We start from the raw sequence: 22,282 nt of genomic DNA, 5'->3' as shown, positions 1-22,282 counted from the left end.
TATAAAAATGCTTGAAGCAGTTGATTTAACAAAAAAATTTGGAGATTTCATCGCTCTAAAATCTTTAAATCTTACCATAAAAGAAGGTGAAATTTTTTGCCTGTTGGGAGCAAATGGAGCAGGAAAATCTACTACCATTAATTTATTTTTAAATTTTATAGATGCCACTCATGGCAAAGCAATGATCAATAATATGGATGTCTCCAAGCATAAGGAAACCAAACAACTACTATCCTATATTCCTGAAAACCTAATGCTATACAAAAACCTTAGCGGGCTAGAAAATTTGCGCTTTTTTTGTGGATTAGGAGGAGGAAATCAAAGCAAAGGTGAGCTGGAAGAACTATTAGAACAATCAGGTTTACAAATAGATTTTATACACAAAAGGGTAAGTAGTTATTCGAAAGGAATGCGTCAAAAGGTAGGTATTGCTTTGGCAAGAGCACGAGGAGCAAAAGTATTATTGCTGGATGAACCTACGTCTGGACTTGATCCCAAAGCCAGTAACGAGTTTTCTGAATTGCTATTGAACATGAAAGAAAAAGGAGTTACTACATTAATGGCAACACATGACCTTTTTAGAGCAAAAGACACTGGTACACATATTGGCATTATGAAAGAAGGTATGTTATTAGAAAAATTTGAATCTAAAGATGTTAGTTTCCAGGATCTTGAAAAATTGTACTTAAAACATATGCACAATTAAAATGAAGAATCCAGTATTCCTGATTGCTAAAAAAGAAATACAAATTGCATTACGGCAGAAATTGATCGCAGCTCTGGCAATTGTCATCATGGGATTGCTTAGTGTAGCCTTATATGCAGGATATATAGCATACACACAACAACAAACCGTAGTAGAAAATGCACAAGAAAAAAGCAGAAAAGAATGGTTAGAACAAGGGGACAAACATCCGCACATAGCCGCACACTATGGGACTTTTGTATTTAAACCAAAAACCATTTTAAGCCTATTTGATTTTGGGCTGGATACTTTTACAGGGACTTCGGTATATCTGGAGGCGCATTATCAGCATGAGTTTATGTTTCGTCCGGCACAAGATCACAGCAGTATGATTCGGTTTGGAGAACTTAGTGCTTCATTGGTATTACAAGTACTAATTCCTTTGCTCATTATATTTTTGGCATTTCCTGCATTTACAGAAGAAAGAGAAAACGGAACTCTTAAGTTATTGGTAAGTCAGGGAGTTTCTTACACTCCAATTATTTGGGGGAAAATACTAGCATATTTAAGTATTCTTTTTGCTATAGTATTCCCATTTTTTGCCTTAGCGATTATTCTATCTACGGGAATAACAACTTCGGACAGTATTCCCGATCCCTGGCTACGTGTACTGTTTTTGATACTTATATATGCATTGTACTTGCTGATTTTTGTTTCTTTTTCAGTATGGGTTTCTATTCAATCATCAACGGGGAGAAATGCATTACTTACTTTACTAACCTGCTGGATTCTTTTTACCATTATTATCCCAAAAACAACGGCTAATTTAGGAGAAAGTCTCTACCCTCTACCCTCTATGAAAATTTATAGAGAAGCTATCCAAAAAGATATTAGAAATGGTTTAGACGGTAAAACTCCAAAAACTACTCGAGAGGAGCAATTAAAAAAGAAATATCTCCAGGAGTATAAAGTAGATTCAATTCACAAATTACCATTAAATTTTGAAGGAATACGTATGCAAGTGGGAGAGGATTATGGAAACAAGGTATATGATATACATTGGAAAAGATTAATAAAAATTTTCGATAAACAAAACCGTATCAGCAGTCTATCAAGTTTTATCACTCCATATTTGTCTATACGTAATGTATCTATGGGGCTTACAGCCACAGATCTCCATACTTCTATTCATTTTCAGAAAACAACAGAAAAGTACCGCAGAGAATTAATCCGGAAAATGAATCATGATATGGCTCAAAACTCCAGGTATGGAGAGTTTTATGAATATAAAGCAAGTAAAAATTTATGGAAAACAGTCAACGGTTTTCGTTATAAAACAATGCCAGTGTATAAGATACTACTACTATATCGAATAGAACTACTGTCATTATGTTGTTGGGCAATTCTCATTTTTTTCCTTCTAGGATATTCATCCCGTAAAATCAAACCAGTATTATGAATAGAGTAACCATAACATTATTACGTTTTGAGTGGGTTTCTTTTACTCGAAATATTTTCCAAATAGTAATGCTGGGGTGCACTTTTTTATTAGGGCTTTATGCAATCTATTATGGGCAATCAGAGATTAAGGTACAGCGAGAAACTATTAAAGATGTTATAGAAATTGAAAAAACAGAATTTCATCAATATCAGGCAAGTTTTAAAGAAGAGTTGGCTTCTGTAACACAAAAAAAGAAACTAACAATTGCATCCGATCCAGCTTACGCATGGCATAGACATGGATACCATGCCATTTTACATCCGCATGATTATGCTGCTTTAGCAATTGGACAATGTGATTTACATCCATTTTATTATCGTCTTACAGGAATGAGTTTACACTATCAGCTCTTTGAAAATGAGATAGCAAATCCCGTAAAGCTATATGTTGGTAATTTTGATTTGTCATTTGTTCTAATTTACCTCTTTCCGCTATTAATTATAGCCTTTTCTTATGACTTATATTCAGGAGAAAAAGAAAGTGGAGTATTACCTTTATTACATATTCAAACAGTAAGTATTAGAAAAATCATTATAATACGATTAGTTTTTTATTTCTGTCTCATCACGGGATTAGCGCTACTCATTTCTTTTATTGGACTTACTACTTCGGGTAATATTATGATTTCAGAAAATAGATTGGCAACTCTTTTTTGGTTACTGGGAGTCATTGTCTATTCTGCATTCTGGTTTGCGATATTGTTTTGTATCGTAAGTTTTAAAATGAATTCATCCTTTACTGCTATAAGTGCGGCTGGAGTATGGCTACTATTCCTTATCATAATACCTGCGGTACTCAATGTTTGGATAACTGCTAAATACCCTACAAACAGTACATCACTTGCAGAAATCACCCGTAGAACAAGCCTGGAAAATGAGGAAGATGAAAATGAAGCAAAAGAAGTCATCACCGAATTTTTGGCACATAACCCACATCTTAAGGATTCTGATAGTCTAATGCATAATAATACACTGGCAAAAGCATATGCCGCATTAACATCACTAAAAGATATGCATAGCAAAGAGGATGTAGATCACTATAACAATCAAATATATCAAAGAAATCAATGGACCTCGGATTTACATTGGATAAATCCCGCGGTAAATATGCAAGGAGTATTTATTCACATTGCCAAAACAGATCTTAATACCTTTCACCAGTTTCATACTTCTATTGAGTTATTTCATCGCAATATTTCAGATTTCTATTTCCAGAAACTATTTTGGGATAAACCTATACAACCTGAAGATTATTCTCGATTACCATCTTTTACCATACAAAGAGATGAGGTAAAATGGAGCACTCTTATTTTATTAGGAATAGCAAAGGTTAGTATCGCAATGATTTTGTTTTTTGTGATAGGCTTTATAATAATGAAAAAAAAGAGAATATGAGAAATTCACTTTGTGTCATAGTAATTATTATGCAACATATGATCGGTATTGCACAACATACAAATCAAAATTTTCCACCCCCTAGTGACCCTCCCGAAGTTTTTGCAAAACGTGTTAAGGGTTCCATAAAAATCGATGGGAAACTAAATGAGTCTGATTGGCAGGAAGCTCCTGTTACTAAAGATTTTTTTAGAATGGAACCCCGACAGGGAGGAGCTTATACTTATAAAACCGAAGTACGTGTTTTATTTGATGAGAAACAGTTATACGTAGGAGTGTTTTGTGAAGATTCATTAGGAAAAAAAGGAGTTCGTGTACAAGATTTAAGAAGAGATTTTAGTGATGGTGAAAATGATATTTTTAGCATACAATTAGATCCTCAAAATCTCAAACAATACTGTGTTTCTTTTCAGACAACTCCGTATGGTAATCAACGAGATTTACAGAATTTTAATGATAATAGTACCGATAATGACTGGAATGCACTTTGGTCTGTACGTACTCATAGAACCGATATAGGGTATTATGCAGAGTTTGCGATACCTTTTACTTCTATTCGATATGATACACAAAAAAAAGAAGAAGATATTACCTGGGGAATTACGTTTAGCAGATTAGCAAGAAGAGACTATGAACGAACCGTTTTCCCTGCTATTCCTCAATCTTTTTCTCCCTACAGAATGACATATGCCGCACAATTAAAAGGATTAGAACTTCCCAATTCGGGTGTTAATCTTCGCGTAGAACCTTATTCGTTATATCAATATACTACTACCAATAACAAAGGAGAGAAAAACTCTGAAGGTAAAATAAAATTTGGAGGTGATGCAAAATGGGCTATAAGTTCACGATCTGTTTTGGATGTAACTGTTAATACCGATTTTGCTCAAGCAGATGTAGATAGAGCTGTTAATAATCTTGGTCGGTTTAATATTTTTTTCCCAGAGCGAAGGCAATTTTTTTTAGAAAATTCGGGAATCTGGGCTGGAGCTTCCAGTAATTTAATTCGTCCTTTTTTTAGTAGAAAAATAGGGCTCGAAGGGAAATTTAATGCCATTCCCGCTCCAATCGATGTTGGAACACGTTTTACAGATAGAAATGATAAGCGCACTCTGGCTGGATTATATATTCATCAAAGAAAAACGGATAATACCCCCAACGCAAATTTCGGGGTATTTCGGTATCTACAGAATTATGGAAAAGAAAATAATGTGGGCGTTATGATCAATCATCGTTTAGATGAAAATAGCAAAGCATTAGGTACAGATGAGAATAACAATACAACTGCAACGGTTGATGGTCTGATACGAATAAAAAACAAATGGACAATTTCTTATCTCGTTTCGTCTTCATATGATGATAAAGCAAGTAAATGGGGACAAGCAGGAAGCGTTTTTTCAGGATATCGAAGCAATAAGATGTACTGGGGGTGGTCTACAGATTTTGTTAGCAAAGATTATAATCCCGGAACAGGTTTTGTTTTTCAGAATGATGTGATAAAGCATAATCCAGGTGGGTATTTTATTGTTAGGCCAAAAAAACTTCCTTGGATTCGTCGTTGGGACCCTGGTTTTTTTGCCAGTTATTATCATGATTTTCAAAATCCTGAAAAGTTTCAACAGGCAAGCTTGTATCTTTTTCCTGTATACATCTTTTTTAAAGATAACAGTTTTGTAGAATACTCTGTTACACCTTCCTGGCAAAATATAAATTTTGATTTTAATCCTTTAGGAATATCAATTGAAGAAAAAAGATATTTCTATACTCGACAGTTTGTACGATACAACTCTGATAGATCAAGAAAATTATCTGCTTCTTTCAAATACGAATGGGGAGGTTTCTATAATGGCCATAGAAATACAATTACGGCTGGTATGCGATATGCTCCTTTACCACATATTGCCTTAACCGCAGATTATGAGCATAATAATCTTAGGAAGATAGGTCTACAAAAAGAAAGTTTAGAAACCGATTTATATTCTGCCAGCCTTCGTCTTGCACTCTCCCCCCGAATGCAATTATCTACCTTTTATCAGTATAATTCATTTAATAAGCAAGGAAGATGGAATGCAAGATTTAGCTGGGAATACATGCCTTTATCTTTTATTTATCTGGTGTTTAACGATTCTCAAATAAAATCATCTCTAGACCCCATACAGAGAAATCAACAGTTCATTAGTAAAATTACTTTTTTGAAACAATTTTAAATGTGAAAAAACAGCCGGATATATTAAAAGATAATCTCTGGAAATTAATGATTAAACTTTCTTTACCAGGTATATTAGGAATGATGGTTATCTCTATCAATTCTCTGGTAGATGCTGTATATGTGAGTCATTTCATAGGAACAGAAGCATTTGCAGGGATTTCTTTATTATTTCCTCTCACCTTGGTTATTACCAGTGTTACTGTTTTTATTGCCGCTGGGTCGTCTTCAGTTTTGAGCAGAGCTATTGGTGCCAGTGATACAGAAAAACAACAAAAAGTAATTCCAAATATGATTGCGCTTTCTCTTATTAGTTCGCTGATATTAATGATTGTAGGGATACTTTTTTCTGAAGAATTGGTAACTTTTATGGGAGCTACCGGCGCTATGCTAGAGTATGGTATCTCATATTTTAAAATATCTATTCTTGGGGCTTTTTTTAGTATTTATGGTCTTTCTGCCAATGGACTGATTAGATCCGAAGGTAAGATTAAACAAGCAATGACATTTACTGTACTATCTGTACTACTAAACATCGCATTAACCCCTCTATTTATTCACACTTTTTCTATGGATATTGCTGGTGCCGCCTGGAGTAGTATCATATCCATGTTCATATATGCGATAGCAACTTCGCTTTATTTTGTTAATGGAAAAGCATCTTTTAGTACAGGGAAATTTAGTATCAAAATTGAAAAAAATATCATAAAAGATGTGATTAACGTAGGTACATCTGCTTTTGTTATGCAATTGTCTAATGTTATAAAACAGTTTTTTTTATTTAGAACTTTAGCATGGTATGGTACTCCTCATGATATTGCTTTTTTTAGTGCTGCATTTAGATTATTTTCATTTTTGGCAATACCTGTATTAGGTTTATTACAACCAATGCAACCCATAATAGGAATCAACTATGGAGCATCTAATATATCAAGATGTATAGAAGCGATAAAGATATTTAGAATAGGAGGTGTTTCCTTTATACTTATGTTTATGATTCCTGTATTGATTTTTCCTGAATATTGTATTCGATTGATGCTTCCGGATATGGTTTTAGATACACAAGAAATTTTTAATCTAAGAAGTATTTTGGCCGTATTATTTCTATTACCTATTGCCTCAAGTAGTATTATTTTTTTTCAAGCCATAGGAAAAGGAAAACTTGCCAGTATATTTCCGATAAGCCGACAAATCGTTCTGTTTCTACCACTAATCTGGTTTTTTCCTAAAATTTTTGGTATTAATGGAATATATTATACTCTTATTATAGAAAATATAATCTATGCATTACTATTATGGGTAGTATCTTCGATTGAACTTAAAAAACTGTTGAGTTCAACTTCTGAAAAAATTGTGTTTCAGAAATAGTGAATTCAAATGGTAAATGGTATAGCTTACTTTTTTTGAGCTACTATATGGAATACATGCCAATATTTTTCTTTTCCAGATATTGTTTTGCCTTGCTTTTCTATTTCATTATAATATTCAATATCAAAACGGTTAAACAATTCTGTTATCTGTTTTTGAGTATGAAAGGTCATTTCGAGATTAGAATTCCAAGAATCATTAATGCCAAAAAAATGCCCACTGAAAATTCCTTTTTTAGTTATTGAAGAAGTAATGATATTCCACAATTTGTCAAAATGATCAGGGTGACAAAATGGTAAACTAAAAGTAGCATTAATGAGTTGACAATTAGGAAGCTCTTCTATATTTTCAAAAGAATTTAAACTAAGTTGAAGTTGTTCCTGATATGTATCCGGAGTATTTTCTTTAATTCTCGACAAAGCTTCATTTTGTTTATCAACTGCAAGTACGTTCCACTTATCTTGAAGAAGAGCAAAAGTATCTACACCATTCCCACAACCCAAATCAATGGCTAGTTTATCTTGTTGACTAATTTGTACTTTTCGAGAAAGAGCTATCGCATTACACAAAGTAGCCGCAGGAGGGTGTTTTTTCTGATCAAAATAATGGTAATGAGTGTTCCAAGAATTATTCATTCATTATTTTTTAGTTGGAGAGACATGCATTACAAATACCATTAATCGTATAGTTTATTTTTTGTGCTAAGAATTTTTCCAAAACTTCAATTTTTGGAATTTTAATATCTTCCAGACAATATGTATGTGAACATTTCTCACAGATAAGATGAACATGTTCATCTGTATGTACTTCTTCGGGGCATTCATGACTACATAACGCATATCTAATACCATGACTATCTTCTGAAGCTTTATGTAATATTCCATGCTCTTCAAAAGAATTTAAAGTTCGATATATTGTTACCCGATCATGACTTATCTTCATATGAGAAATTATTTCTTTTGCAGATAATGCATAATTATAATTCAGAAATATTTTGAGCATTTCTATTCGAACAGAAGTCTTTTTTAAAGTATGTGACTTAAGTAACTCTTCTATATATTTTTGTGTATTCATGAATAATTAAAATTCCAATAGACTAAAAAAATAAAGAATATAATATTCTATTATTCCTTAGTCCTTTTTTTGTTTTTATCCCTATTTCAAATATACTTATTTTATAAAAAACAGTATACTAAAACCTTGATATTAACAAATTTATTGCAGTTTGAATTTGCTACAAAATAGCCCCCCAATACAAATATAATAGCCAATACTATTGCGACACACAGACTAGGGTTTACATTAGGTTCTACTAATTTTATTGTAGCTAGACACACCTGCACAGCTAGAACAGCAAATATTTGGTGAGTAAGGATTAAAAATTGTTAAAAATAAAGATCCTGCTTTTATGTTATTTTTCTATGCTTTAGAAGAAAACATCAATCTAATCATAAGATTATCAGCTACAGTAAAAAACTCCTCCTTTTACATAATCTCAAAATTCAATTCATAAGTAATGATAATTCATGAATTTCGATTTTATTAAAGAAAGCTGTCTCATTGAGGAGTGGACAGCTTTCTTAATAACTATTTGAGATGAGTATTTGATGGGATTATTTGATCAAATAGTTATAAATGGACTTACCTTTATCTAGTTGCATTCTATATATATAAATACCACTACTTAACGAAGTACCATCATATTTAACAATGTGATTTCCTGCTGGTAGAACTTTGTCAATTACTACATCGATCTCTGCTCCCTTTAAGGAAAATAATTTCAAAGTTACATGAGTTCTTTCTTCTAGATCAAATGCATAATCTATATTATTTGTAAAAGGATTTGGATATGCTTTTACATCAATACCGCTTAATGGTTCTATAGTATTAAGTGCTCTATTTGCAAAAATTCCATAAACTTCAAATTCATATAATGAATATCCATAGGTAGTTCCTCTAGCTGTTCCATACATCCTAATATATCTTCCTGTTCCTGAGATATTTAAGTCATCTACTACTCCATCACCACTCGATGTAGAATATATAGACGTCCATGCTGAGGCGTCATTTGAAACTTCAATGCGATAAACTTTAGCATAGGCTGCTTCCCAATGTAGAACTACACGCTCAATATTGGCAATTGCCCCCAAATCAATAGAAACCCACTGTGGATCAACCTTTTCTAATGAAGCCCAACGTGTAGTATTGCTACCATCAACTGCAAAAGAAGCTGGAAAACTTGATGTTTCTAAAGATGAGGCACTAGTTGTTTTATTAAGAGCTATATTCTCTAAAGGTGGGATTCCACTAGGTGGAGTAGCTGCATTAACAGTATTTGAATACGAGGAATTACCAGTCTTATTCTCGGCTCTTACTCTATAATAGTAAGTTGTATTAGCCATAAGGCCTACATTTGAGTATGAAGTTGCATTTATAGTAGTCGTAGCAACAGATGCCCAACCGCTAGTGCCATTTGCAGAGCGTTCAATTCTAAATGAATCTTCATTGTTAGCATTATCAGTCCAACTTAAATCAATCTGGTTTTTTGAAGCTGCGGTAGCTGATAAAGAACTTGGTGCTTCAGGACCAGTTCCTTCCCCAATAGTACCATAAACTTCAAATTCATATAATGAATACCCATAGGCAGTTCCTCTTGCTGTGCCGTACATTCTGATATATCGTCCTGTTCCAGAAATATTCAAACCGTCTATCTTACCATTCCCAGTCGATGTAGAATATATAGATGTCCATGCTATACCATCGTTTGAAACTTCAATACGATAGGCTTTTGCATAGGCGGTTTCCCAATTTAGAACTACCCGATCAATATTGACTGCTCCTCCTAGGTCAATAGAAATCCATTGAGGATCAACCTTTTCTTTAGAAGCCCAACGTGTCGTATCTTTGCCATCAACTGCAAAAGAAGCTGGAAAACTTGATGTTTCTAAAGATGACGCAGTGGCTGTTTTACCAAGAGCTATATTTCCTGCTGTGGTCGTTACATTAACTGTATTAGAATAGGCAGAGTTTCCTATAGTATTTTCGGCTCTTACTCTATAGTAATAGGTAGTATTAGATGTGAGGCCTGTATCAGCATATGAACTTGTATTTATAGTAGTGGTCCCAACAGATGTCCAACCACTAGTGCCATTTGCAGAACGTTCTATTCTAAATAAGTCTTCATTATTAGCATTATCAGTCCAACCCAAATCAATCTGAGTACTTATAGTAGTAGTAGTTATAACTAGACTGGTTGGTGCTTCAGGAGCAGTACCATCGCTAAGAGTAGTTGCATTAGCGATATTAGAATATTCAGAACTTCCTCCAGTATTCTTGGCCTTTACCCTGTAATAATAGGTGGTGTTTGCAGTTAAACCAGCATCTAAATAGTTGGTCATATTTGCTGAAACATTTGCTATCGAAACCCAACCACTAGTACTATCTGCAGAGCGCTCCACCTCAAATTCATCTTCATTGCTGGAATTATCTGCCCATGTGATATTAATCTGATTATTAGAATTAGACGTTGCTGATAAACTACCTGGTGCTACAGGTGCATCAATAGTCTCTATTTGGCTATTATTAGGTGGGTCATAATTGTTTGACACATCAGTTAATGCTACCGGGTCGCGCACCCAATCAAGGATTTGCTTGGTACTAACAATTCTAACTTCTGGAAAGGTTAAGGCATAGTTCAAAAAGTCTTCAATAACTTTTCTTCTTTCTGCTGGTGTTATTTGATTGGCCGCAACAAAAGTAGAATTATCTGCATAGATTTCGGTATGCCCTCCAAATATCATTGGAGACCTGTTTCCTTTCATTCGCAAATCAAGTGTATGCTTTAAAGCTCGCAAAAACTGGTCAGCCTTCCAGCCATTTTTCAATAATGTATAGTCCGTGGATGAATATCTCACACCATCAGTATCTATAAGGCCATGTTTGGGCATTCTCCATATCCCAGGATGACTATTAATAGAGCTTTTTCCTGGTAGACCATTATCCAAGGTATAAGGCCAGTAATAATCCTTCCCATCACCTACTGTATGTTCTGTACTGCCACTGTAACCACTGCAGTCATACATTATCCCAAGCTTTTTTATTACTTTATAAGTATTGTTATTAAATTCATAACGTGGCGCTCTAAATCCAAATAATCGGGTAAGACCAACACCTTGTTCTGGGTAAGGTTTCTTAAAATCTTCAGTACAATTATTGATTTCCTCAAACCACTGAGTTTCTGTCATGGTCTTACCATTTAAATTCTTCAAATGTGTACGAGTGTGATTTCCTACTTCATGTTTTTCCATCATCGCTCTTCTCAAAGCTTTACGTGACAAACTGGGGTCTTCTCCCCATGATCCATTGACAATAGGGTTTGAGGTGCTTAGAAAAGTATTCCAGGCAGGTTCACCATCATAGGTTCTTTTATTACCAACTCCTTCAGGGTTCTTTTTTGTTTTAAGAAAATCAAGTATCCATTTCATCCCTCCTGGTTTGTAGAAATCACCATATCCTGAAATTGCGTTATCATCCCAACCTATAGATACAAACATAGGAACATCTGATACAGCTAAGTTATCTGGGGGATTAACTGATGGCGCAACATTATCGGTATAATCGTATGGTGGCGGTATAGATGTTTCGCTTTTAGTTGTGGCATTAGCGGTATTAGAATATGAAGAATTTCCTCCAGAATTTTCAGCTCTTGTCCTGTAATAATATGTTGTATTTGGTGTAAGACCTGTATCAAAATATGAAGTTACATTTGCAGTAGTTGTAGCAATAGAGACCCAGCCACTAGCGCCATCTGCAGAACGTTCTATACTAAATAAACTCTCATTATCCGAATTGTCTAACCAGCTTAAGTTAATCTTACTATTAGAGTTGGTCGTTGCAGATAGACTACTAGGAGAAGCAGGAGGACTTACTGGGTCAATGATAAAATCATCGGCAGGATTTAATATTTTGTCTTTTATCCATGCTCCGGCTTCTTTTAGATTAGCATCTGTCCAATTTCCGCTTGCGCATGTTCCTTGGTTCCATACTGCACCAGTGCGAAAATCATCAGAATAATTCCAATTTGTCCAACTGATCTTTTTTCTACGTAATAAATCCAGATATTTCTGGGTCATAACAAAATCATTTGGGCCTTCACCAGCATAATTTTGTGTACCAAATTCTGTCACAAATATTGGTAACCTGTCTGATGCCCAATCAAGTTCATTATAATATAGATCTTGATGTGATGCAGCATAAAAATGGAAGGTGTACATGATATTTGGGAAATTTAAAGGATTATCTACAATATCCTTAGCACTTTTCCCGTCTGATATACCAAGGGAAGCCCAACCATGTGTTCCTATTAATATTGGTGCATCTGCATCAATGGCACGAATTACAGGAATAATGGTATCCCCATAATTTTTAATCTTTGACCACGGAACTCCTCCATTTTGTTCACTTCCCGATTTGTTTGGTTCATTACATATATCATAAATGATATTATTGTAGTCTTTGAATTGAGTAGCAATGTCTGTAAAAAAAGTCTTTGCTTTTTCGGTGTTGAAATTTGGATCACCTGGAGTTAACTGGTGCCAATCTACCAGAGCATACATCCCTCGATCAGTCGCCATATTAATCATCTTTGCAACTTTGGCAGTAAAACCAGCAGGATCTGTTTCATACCCTCCCTCTTGAACATAAAGAGAAATACGAAGAATATCAGCATCCCAATCATTTGCTAAAACATCTAAAGAAGAGTCGGTAACACATTTTCCATACCATTGGATACCATGTGTACTCATTCCTCTTAATTGAATTGGGTGGCCATACTGGTTACATAATTTCAAGCCTTTAACTTGTAGTTGGCCGTTAGTTGATACTGCATCATTTGTTATCGTTTGTGTATACCCATTCCCAAAAAAGAATAATAGCAACACCATTGACAAAAAAACTTTTGAAAATAATTTTTTCATGGTTAAAAATTTTGGTTAAAAGATTAATTTTTATCTACAAGCAAACTGTTCGCGAATTTTATTTTTATAAACCAGTTCGTCTTATAGTAAAACCAAAGCAACCAAATTTTAGTTTTTACCATGTTCAATACTATCCAAATAATGTTTGATTTTGTCCAATATGCTTTTAAACCAATAGTATGTGATCAAGTGGAGAAGTTGTTGAAGCTATTTTACATCGAATCTTTTATTCAGATTTGCCATTAATTTATCACCAACACTTAAAACCCTTAACATCGGTTAGGGAAAAACTTTGCTTTCTTTAATTATTGCACTATTTATTAGCAACAAATGATTAAAAATCTAAGTTATTCTTTAAAATTATTACCTTTCAATTTCACGATATTGAGTAGGTGTACAGTTTTTCATTTCCTTAAAAACTGTGCTAAAATATCGTTGGTTATCAAAACCAACCTTAGTGGCTATCTCGTTTACAGGGAGGCTTGTGTTTTTTAATAGTTCGGCAGCAAAATCAACTCTGATGAGTTTAATAAATTCATTAACACCCAAATCAGATATAGTTTTCATTTTTGCATAAAATGCAGATCTACTCATTGCAAACTCAGCATTTAACATATTTACATTAAAATTAGAATCATCGAGATTGTTTTCTATTATAGTAATAACCCTTTTAAGAAAAATCTCATCGGTATTGTTATAGGTTATCAATGCTGGAACAATTTTTTGTTTTACTCTTACTAATTCTTTTTGATGGCTTCGATTTTCGATAATATTCACTAATCGAACGCACAATAAATCCAAACTAAAAGGTTTTGACAAATAAGCATCTGCTCCTCCTTTGTATCCTAATAATCGACTCTCCTCATCACTCTTGGCCGTTAGTAATATAACTACTAAGTGACTCACACGAACATCATTTTTGATTTTTTCACATAATTGAAAACCATTCATTTTTGGCATCATTATATCAGAAATAATAATATCAGGAAAATGAGACAAAATCAAATGCCATGCTTCTTCTCCATTAGTAGCTTCAACAATCTTACAATGCTGCCCAAGTCCTTTAACAATAAAGGTTCTCAAGTCAATATCATCTTCAACAACCAAAACAACTTTATCTTTCAACAATTCAAAATCATTATTCTGCACAAATTCATTTTTATCAAAATATGCCTCGTCATATACTAATGTATTATTCTTTTCTGGTTCCAAATTATTTGTACAAGGCAAGTAAAAACTAAACTCGGCTCCACCTTCAGGTCTATTATTCACCCAAATTTCACCGTGTTGGAACTCCACTAGTTTACGAACAAATGTTAATCCAATTCCCGAACCTCCTAAATGATTACTTCCTTGAAAAAAACGATCAAAGATTATTTCCTTTTCTTCTTCTAAAACCCCCGGCCCTTCATCTGCTATGACAAATTCAATTTTATCAACTTTTTTTGTATAGCTTAAAAACACTTGTCCATTCTGAGGAGAATACTTAATGGCATTGATTAATAAATTGCTAAGAATTTTATCCAATTTATCTTCATCGAATGCTACAACTTCTTCTTTTTCTGATAATTCGACAACAAGGGTTATTCCTTTAGTTTCAAATTCCAATTCAAACTGTTTTAAATATTGATTTAACCAATTATTTAAATGCAAAACATCCAATTGAATCTCTCCTGTTCCTACTTCAAACTTTCGAATATCCACAACCTGCTCTACTAAACGTATCATTTTAAGAGTTGCTCCATGCATTACTTTTATATTCCGAAACACCTCTTCTCTTGTAAAAAAATCTTGACCTAACAAACGATTTAACGGACCATATACCAGACTTAGAGGAGTTCTTAATTCATGTGAAATATTAGTAAAAAATTCTTGTTTTCTTTTGTAAAGCAATTTCTCTTGTTCTTTTCGTTCTCTTTCAATAAATAATTCTGCTTTTAGTTTTTCTTGCTTTTTAAAATCTAATGACATCTGAATAAAAATAAATAATGTAAGAGAAATGACACCTCCAATAAACCACCAACGTTTCCACCAAGGTAATGGGACAAAAAGTGATATTGATGTATATTCTTTAGGCCAACTTCCATCTGTAAGATTGCACCATATTTTTATTTCATAAGTTCCATTCGGGATATGAGTAAAATAAACTTGTGGATTAGTGGTTTCTATGACATTATTTAAATATCCATCAAATTGGATTCTATATATTCTGTTACGAAAAATATCCTTTTCGTTTACTACCAAATTGAAACGTAAACTTGAATTATTCCAAACTAATTTAATTTCATTGTTTAGTAGATTTCCCTCTTGATTTTCTGTTTTTCGAGCACCATCAGTAATTATATCAACAATAGAAACTACAGGAGCAGTTAATGATTGATTAGTATCTTGATTAGCATTAATTTTCACTAATCCATCTGCAGCACCAAAATATACATCTCCATTCCTACATTTTAATACTGAACCATTCATATATTCATGGATACGAACTCCCTTAAATCTTCCGTAAAGTTGATAGCTTCCATCAGAAAGATAATAACGATAAAGTCCATTATTGGTTCCCAGCCATAAACTGTTGTCTACTCCTTCTGTGACACTATGTACAGCGGAGAAAAATTTGTTTTTATTATAATGAATTTGTTTTTTTTTCTTGTCATAACAGAAGAGTCCTATTGAAGAAGCCATCCATATGCTATCCCTTATCTTAATCATCGAGTAAATAGAATTATTATACCTTTCACAATTCCATTTCTCATTAGATAATGAAAAAACATTACTAACCGATTTTTTTGAAGTATTTATTAGATATGCTCCACCCACTCCACCCGCAATAAACTCTTCATTATTGATTTCTTGTAGAATGTTCATCGTTATGGGCTGTTCTATGTTCCACCCATTACTCTTCGCTAATATATCTATTGTACCATCATTAGTTCTTAGTTCGACTTTTTCCCTACCAAAATTCCAGATATTACCATATTTGTCATCAAAAAGATATGTAGGAACATAAGAATCTGACTCACTCCATTTTTTTAACCAGGAGTTGTTCTCTTCCTTTTCAAATGTATTTCGTTTTATATCAAATATTCTAATTTTATCATGATAAAAGCTCACTAAAAGTTTATTCTCTCCATACCCACAGATCGAAACAATTTTTCCTTCTCGAAATTCTTGTATATGTTCAAATGTATTAGACTTTGGATCAAACATATTTAGTCCTCCCCCATCGGTTCCTATCCATATTTTATCATCATTACCTTCGAATAATGTCAAGACAGTTGGGTTAGACAATCCAAAATGATTACCAAAAGGGACTTCAGCAAAAGATTGAGCAGCTACTTCATTGATCCAGATCAAACCAGTACGAACTGTTCCTACAAAAAGATTTCCAAAATGATCAAAATATAAATCGGTAATGGAATTACTGGGTAAAGAGAGTGATGAATTTTCAACTCTTTTTTGATGCTGTAATTTCTGAATCTTCCTTGTTATTTGATCAAATATTATTATCCCTCCTCCATCGGTTGCGATGTATACTTCACTTCCTTTTTCAACAAGATCCGTTACAAAACGGTACTGAGAGTTTATCAACTGATTTATGGTCTCATCAAAAACCTCTTCTCCATTTTTTTTAAAAAGTTTTATCCCGTTTTTATTAGTAACAACCCACAATATTCCTTTTTTGTCGACCAAAACATCATAAACACCATCAATTTCTTTATCACCAATTTGAGTTATATCGGTCGATGTCTTATTATATATCCATAGCCCATTCCTAGTTGAGCCAATAACAAAGTTTTCATTATCGAAACTAGCCAGTTTAAGAATAGAATTATCCGGGCCTTTTCCGTTAAAAAGTCTTACATCAAACTCATTAGTTTTATAGTTAAAGAATGCTAACCCTGTAGAAAACCCAAAGACAAGCTGATTATTCTCCTTACTAAAAGAATGTACTCCCGCAGAATTTTCATCAAATACAATAGTTGAAAATGAATCTTCTTCTCTATTATAACGCGCTAATCCTCGTCGTGTGCCGATCCAGAGATTTAAGGAATCATCCTCAATGATGAAATTAATATGATTGTTTGGTATGGATTTATCACTTTCGTCATCGTATAAGAACTTTTGCATATAAAAACCATCATACTTATGCAGTCCTCCAACGGTTCCAATCCATAAATGACCTAAACGATCACGACAGATAGAACGTATATTGTTACTAGCCAGGCCATCTTTAACTGTAATTTGCTCAATACTATACTTCTTATTAGCTAGAGCATTATCTATACAGCAAAGCAGTATTAGAACAATAACTATTTTGGTATACAATTTTCCCATAGATTTTAATTTCAGATTCAACTTTAAATCTAGATTGGAATTCCTATCATTTTTAAGGTAACCTTAAAAAGTCTTTAAGTCTCTTGTTTTAATTGATTAAACTTTAACTACTAGCCTTCCCAAAGCAAAATGTATTCTACTCTTTGTTACACCAAACTTCAATATATTAAAATACAGCTAATTCTATTTGATTTTTGTTTGTAAATTGATTTATTCTCTTTTAGGGAGAACTTCGTCTTTTGACAATACCATAAATAGTTTTTGAGAGCTTATCTTTTTAAAGGCATTGGCCAAGGTGCTTTTAACACCTGCCGTTTGCTTGTCGGAATCCATTCCACCAATAAAAGTACTTGCCATACTCTTAGATGTTATATTGGAATTCAAAAAAGAAATCAACCTTTTGGTAGTTAAAGATTGAAAAATAGCAATCAAAAGTTTCAACAAGATTTGCTGTAAAACTTGATTATTTGTTTAAATTTATCAGTTATTAGTTATTTGATTATCAAATAATTATGTTAAAAAAAACAATCATTAACACCGCTTTATCGTGTTAGCCTCTTGCTTTTTCTATTACATTTGCAAAAGCAAATTCTATAGGAAAACTATTTCAAAATCTACCTTTAATAATATTTTTGTAATATAGGGGCTTAGGAAATGAAACAAACAAAATCTATATTTAGCGCTACGAAAGGAAGATATTTTCTTTATATCTTTTTTGTACTATTTTTATTTACCTTTTTTAGTGCATTTTCTCAGAAAAAAAAGAATTCTAACCTAAAATTTACACCAAAAGAAATTTGGGAAGCTGGGGTACCCTATATTGAAAACTACACTTCTGCCGATTATAAAAACAGTCCTTGGAACTTTAAAATTATTGAAGGAAACAATGGGTTTATGTACATAGGAAATGGCGAAGGAATTCTTGAATATGACGGTAATTCTTGGGATTTCATACCTACAGAGCATAAAAATTGGATTATGACTTTCTCAAAAACAGATAATGAAAAAATATTTGTAGGTGGAAATCAAGAATTAGGATACTTAGAACCAGACAAGTTGGGCGAAATGAAATTTCATTCTCTTAGAGATTCTTTAGAGACTAACTATAAAGATTTTGGAAATATTTGGTCAACTGTTACTATTGGGGATAATGCCTATTTTTCATCCCCTAAATATCTTTTTAAATGGGATGGCAAAAAGTTCACAACATGGAAAGCAAAGAAAGAATTTGGTGAAATTTTTAAGGTGAATGGTTCATTATATTTAAATGACCAAAGTGTAGGATTACAAAAACTTATTGATGATTCGCTAAAGGTAGTTTCGGGATCAGAAATTTTAATAAGCAATGATGATAAACAACCAGAAAGAATCCGGGAAATGCTCCCCTATAAAAGTAATCAAATATTAATTATTCATTCCCATCAAGGATTACTATTATACAATGGAGAAAGGTTTGAGAAATTCAACCAAAAAAGCAATGCTATTTTATTAAAAAGTAATGTGTACGCAGGGGTAGCTTTATCTAACGGAGATTACGCTCTTGCAACACTTATCTTTGGAGTATATATAATCGATGGAAAAACAGGTGAGATAAAAAAAAGGCTTGGAAAAAAACATGGTTTGACCAGTAATGAACTCTATGCGATTTATGAAGATAGTAATGGGGCCATTTGGGTGTGTGGTGGTGAAGGTATTTCTAAAATAGAATGGGCATCTCCTTTTAGAATATTTAATGATTTAAGCGGATTAAATGAAATTGTGACATCAGTATGTTATCAATCAGGGAAGTTATTGGTTGAAAGTAATGGTATATACTATCTAACAAAGAGTGATTTATACACAGAAGAAAAGGGCCTTGTTTTTAAAAAAACAGAAGGTCTCAGAGCTGGCAGGCTTGTAGATATTATTTCTACCAAAAAAGGGATATTTGCCCGCAATGAAAGTCAAGTTTATGAAATTAGTGATATTTATGCTACACAACTGATAGCAGAAAAGGGTTCTAATTTTTCTTCCTTTATAAGATCAGATATATATGATTCCAAATTTTATTTTGCTACTAATGAGAAAGAGCTATTTGATTTTACTCTTGTAGATAATAAATGGATTACAAGACATCTTCTTCAAGCAGATGGTGTTATAACTAGTATAGTAGAGGGGTCTATGGGAAATCTATGGCTTGCTGTCCAGGAAAAAGGGTTGTATTTTGGAAAATATATATCTGAGAATTCTGGTGGACAAACCAAATTCCTGATTAAAAAATATGATACCTTATCTGGACTTCCTTCAATGTCAAACAATTCTATTACCCAATTCCAAAATAAACTTGTCGTATCAACTGAGGATGGATATTATAAATTTAATCAAATTGACCAAACTTTTGAAAAGTACAGCTTATGGTCAGGTCAGTACAACAAATCTAATAAAGATTTTGGTTATGAATTTATAGATAGTAAAGGCGGCTTATGGCATACAACTATAACAGATGATGAGAATAAAGTATTTAAGGTTTCTAAAAATAAACTATCAGAAATTTCAGAATACAAACTATTTTCCGATTTTAGACTAGATTACCTTGAAGTAATGGATGAGATAGCTCTTTTTGTTACAACGAATGGTATTCTTATGTATAATGAAAATGAGGCTAGATCTTTAAATAGAAACCTATCTACTAAACTAAGAAAAGTTTGGGTTAATAACGATTCATTAATCTATTCAGGTGCTAGTAAACATAAACAAACAAAAGATCGTTTTGAAATTCCCTTTAAAAATAACACATTAAAATTTGAATATACACTTCCCTTTTATACCAAATCAGAAAAAAACGTATATCAATATTTTTTAGAAGGTTTTGAAGATGGTTGGTCTTCTTGGTCTACTGAGACTAAAAAAGACTATACTAACATGCCTGAGGGTAATTATACTTTTAAAGTACGCTCAAAAAACATTTACGATGAAATTGGCAGTGAAGACCTATATTCTTTTACCATTTTACCACCTTGGCAAAGAACGTGGTGGGCATATTTAATTTATGGTATGGCAGCTATTACTTTTATGGTTTTGTTTTCTAAATGGAGATCTCAGGAATTAAAGAGAAAAAATGTAGCTTTAGAAGGAGTGGTTAAAGAACGAACTCTGGAAATAAGTTACAAAAATGAGTTACTAGGTGCGCAAACCGAGAAACTTATAGAAATGGGTAAAGCCAAAACAAAGTTATACTCTAATATTACGCATGAATTTAGAACACCACTTACCGTAATACTTGGTATGGCAGATTCGCTAGAATTAAATGTTGAAAACAAAAGTTTTGAAGGTGCAGGAAAATCCTTAGAAATGATTCATCGTAATGGTAAAAATTTGTTGCATTTGATTAATGAGATGTTAGATCTAGCTAAGTCTGAAAGTGGAAATATGGAGTTACAATTAATCCAAACCGATGTGGTTCCCTTAGTAAAATATCTCGGTGAAAGTTTTCATTCGCTAGCAGAAGAAAATCAAATAAATCTAACAATTTATTCAGAAATAGATGAATTAATAATGGATTTAGATCTTACTAAATTAACGTCTATTCTATCCAATGTTTTATCCAATGCAATAAAATTTACAGCTCCTTTTGGTAAAATAATTGTGCACATTAATCAGGTAGTACAAGAAGAAGGGGAATATTTATTGATAAAAGTAAAGGATAATGGTAAAGGTATTGCAGAAGAAGAACTACCTAATGTTTTTAATAGATTCTATCAAACAGATGTACCTGTCTCTACACAAAATAGAGGGACTGGTATTGGTTTAGCTTTAGCCAAAGAACTCATTGAATTAATGAATGGAACCATAAGTGTTAAAAGCAAGCTTGAAAAAGGGAGCGAATTTAGTATTGAGATTCCTGTTACAAGAAACGCTCCTACTTCGAAAGATGTCCCAACTCCTATTAAACCATATATTTCTGATTCAGATCCTATGTTTGAAGACATAGATCAAGTACAGATTGATGATCCTGAATTACCTATAGTACTCATTATAGAGGATAATGTAGATGTTGCGCATTATTTAAAAATATGTCTTAAAGAAACGTATACAACCATACATGCCATAGATGGTATTCAAGGTATAGAATTGGCATTAGAAAGAGTACCCGATGTCATTATTTGCGATGTAATGATGCCCGGTAAAGATGGATTTGAAGTATGTGCCACCTTGAAATCTGATGAACGCACAGATCATATCCCCATTATAATTCTAACTGCCAAAGTAACCGAAGAAGATAGAATTACAGGCTTGTCTCATGGAGCAGATGCCTACTTGCCAAAACCTTTTAATAAAAAAGAACTATTTGTGAGATTAGATCAACTTGTTTTATTGAGAAAAAAACTAATAGAGAAAATCCAAAATAATGGTTTTTATCAATTTTTGAACAAAAGCCCTGAAAAGCCGGAAGCAAAGTTTCTTCAAAAAACGATGGCAATAATTCATAAGGAAATGGATAATTCTAATTTTGGTTCGGGTGAACTTGCAAAAAAAATGTATTTAAGCGAATCTCAGGTCTATAGAAAATTAAAAGCCATTACAGACAAGTCTACTGCAGTTTTCATCAGGTCAATACGTCTTCAAAAAGCTAAAGAATTAATAACAACTACAGATAAAACGATATCCGAAATTGCATATGAAGTAGGATTTAATGATCCTTCATGGTTTAGTCGTGCATTTAAAGAAGAGTTTGGCCTCTCTCCTAGCGACATTAGCAAATAATTGATTATCAACTCTTAGTATCCAATTTTATAATATTCTTGCAATAATAGTACTAGCGTTTTTTTTGTTATG

At 33.0% G+C, this 22,282-nt stretch carries 10 protein-coding genes and 1 pseudogene; 6 read left to right on the top strand and 5 right to left on the bottom strand.

Annotated elements, in window-relative coordinates:
- Window positions 1-7: 7 nt before the first annotated feature.
- Genes AAFU52_RS13630 through AAFU52_RS13610 form a run of 5 tightly spaced genes read left to right on the top strand, consistent with a single transcriptional unit; the run spans window position 8 to window position 7,154 of the window.
- Window positions 8-706 (top strand): ABC transporter ATP-binding protein, encoded by a 699-nt coding sequence (locus AAFU52_RS13630; RefSeq protein ID WP_438422300.1) that lies wholly within the window; start codon window positions 8-10, stop codon window positions 704-706.
- A gap of 1 nt (window position 707) precedes the next feature.
- Window positions 708-2,144 (top strand): ABC transporter permease, encoded by a 1,437-nt coding sequence (locus AAFU52_RS13625; protein ID WP_024772534.1) that lies wholly within the window; start codon window positions 708-710, stop codon window positions 2,142-2,144.
- Window positions 2,141-3,580, top strand: coding sequence for a DUF3526 domain-containing protein (locus AAFU52_RS13620; protein ID WP_024772533.1), 1,440 nt, complete (start codon window positions 2,141-2,143; stop codon window positions 3,578-3,580). Before AAFU52_RS13625 ends, AAFU52_RS13620 begins: the two co-directional genes overlap by 4 nt.
- Window positions 3,577-5,787 carry a DUF5916 domain-containing protein gene (locus tag AAFU52_RS13615; RefSeq protein WP_438422299.1) on the top strand — a complete coding sequence of 737 codons (2,211 nt, stop codon included), beginning with the start codon at window positions 3,577-3,579 and terminating at the stop codon, window positions 5,785-5,787. The genes AAFU52_RS13620 and AAFU52_RS13615 overlap by 4 nt, the downstream gene beginning before the upstream one ends.
- A gap of 2 nt (window positions 5,788-5,789) precedes the next feature.
- On the top strand, window positions 5,790-7,154 hold the full coding sequence (locus AAFU52_RS13610; protein WP_438422298.1) for an MATE family efflux transporter: 1,365 nt from the start codon (window positions 5,790-5,792) through the stop codon (window positions 7,152-7,154).
- Window positions 7,155-7,180: 26 nt separating this feature from the next.
- Here AAFU52_RS13610 and AAFU52_RS13605 read toward each other — a convergent pair whose 3' ends face one another.
- The 5 genes and pseudogenes from AAFU52_RS13605 to AAFU52_RS13585 all read right to left on the bottom strand — a co-directional run.
- Window positions 7,181-7,789, bottom strand: a complete 609-nt coding sequence (locus AAFU52_RS13605) for a methyltransferase domain-containing protein (protein WP_024772530.1) — start codon at window positions 7,787-7,789, stop codon at window positions 7,181-7,183.
- Window positions 7,790-7,799: 10 nt separating this feature from the next.
- Window positions 7,800-8,228, bottom strand: a complete 429-nt coding sequence (locus AAFU52_RS13600; protein ID WP_024772529.1) for a Fur family transcriptional regulator — start codon at window positions 8,226-8,228, stop codon at window positions 7,800-7,802.
- 539 nt (window positions 8,229-8,767) lie between these two features.
- Window positions 8,768-13,129 (bottom strand): cellulase family glycosylhydrolase, encoded by a 4,362-nt coding sequence (locus AAFU52_RS13595; protein WP_438422297.1) that lies wholly within the window; start codon window positions 13,127-13,129, stop codon window positions 8,768-8,770.
- A 363-nt stretch (window positions 13,130-13,492) separates the two neighbouring features.
- A complete protein-coding gene (locus tag AAFU52_RS13590; RefSeq protein ID WP_438422296.1) occupies window positions 13,493-17,467 on the bottom strand; it encodes an ATP-binding protein in 3,975 nt (1,324 codons plus the stop codon).
- 228 nt (window positions 17,468-17,695) lie between these two features.
- Window positions 17,696-17,899 (bottom strand): annotated as a pseudogene (locus tag AAFU52_RS13585) (type IV secretory system conjugative DNA transfer family protein); the annotation flags it as partial.
- 222 nt (window positions 17,900-18,121) lie between these two features.
- On the opposite strand from AAFU52_RS13585, the gene AAFU52_RS13580 reads away from it, so the two are divergent.
- Window positions 18,122-22,210 carry an ATP-binding protein gene (locus AAFU52_RS13580; protein WP_438422295.1) on the top strand — a complete coding sequence of 1,363 codons (4,089 nt, stop codon included), beginning with the start codon at window positions 18,122-18,124 and terminating at the stop codon, window positions 22,208-22,210.
- Window positions 22,211-22,282 lie beyond the last annotated feature (72 nt).

This window comes from Aquimarina macrocephali (assembly GCF_051627225.1).
Lineage (GTDB): Bacteria > Bacteroidota > Bacteroidia > Flavobacteriales > Flavobacteriaceae > Aquimarina > Aquimarina macrocephali.
This window is presented reverse-complemented; position numbering and strand designations above follow the sequence as displayed.

Excerpts from the sequence above, each read along its gene's own strand:
- AAFU52_RS13630 (WP_438422300.1), top strand. The coding sequence starts at position 8 with ATGCTTGAAGCAGTTGATTTAACAAAAAAATTTGGAGATTTCATCGCT.
- AAFU52_RS13625 (WP_024772534.1), top strand. The coding sequence starts at position 708 with ATGAAGAATCCAGTATTCCTGATTGCTAAAAAAGAAATACAAATTGCA.
- AAFU52_RS13620 (WP_024772533.1), top strand. The coding sequence starts at position 2,141 with ATGAATAGAGTAACCATAACATTATTACGTTTTGAGTGGGTTTCTTTT.
- AAFU52_RS13615 (WP_438422299.1), top strand. The coding sequence starts at position 3,577 with ATGAGAAATTCACTTTGTGTCATAGTAATTATTATGCAACATATGATC.
- AAFU52_RS13605 (WP_024772530.1), bottom strand. The coding sequence starts at position 7,789 with ATGAATAATTCTTGGAACACTCATTACCATTATTTTGATCAGAAAAAA.
- AAFU52_RS13600 (WP_024772529.1), bottom strand. The coding sequence starts at position 8,228 with ATGAATACACAAAAATATATAGAAGAGTTACTTAAGTCACATACTTTA.
- AAFU52_RS13595 (WP_438422297.1), bottom strand. The coding sequence starts at position 13,129 with ATGAAAAAATTATTTTCAAAAGTTTTTTTGTCAATGGTGTTGCTATTA.
- AAFU52_RS13590 (WP_438422296.1), bottom strand. The coding sequence starts at position 17,467 with ATGGGAAAATTGTATACCAAAATAGTTATTGTTCTAATACTGCTTTGC.
- AAFU52_RS13580 (WP_438422295.1), top strand. The coding sequence starts at position 18,122 with ATGAAACAAACAAAATCTATATTTAGCGCTACGAAAGGAAGATATTTT.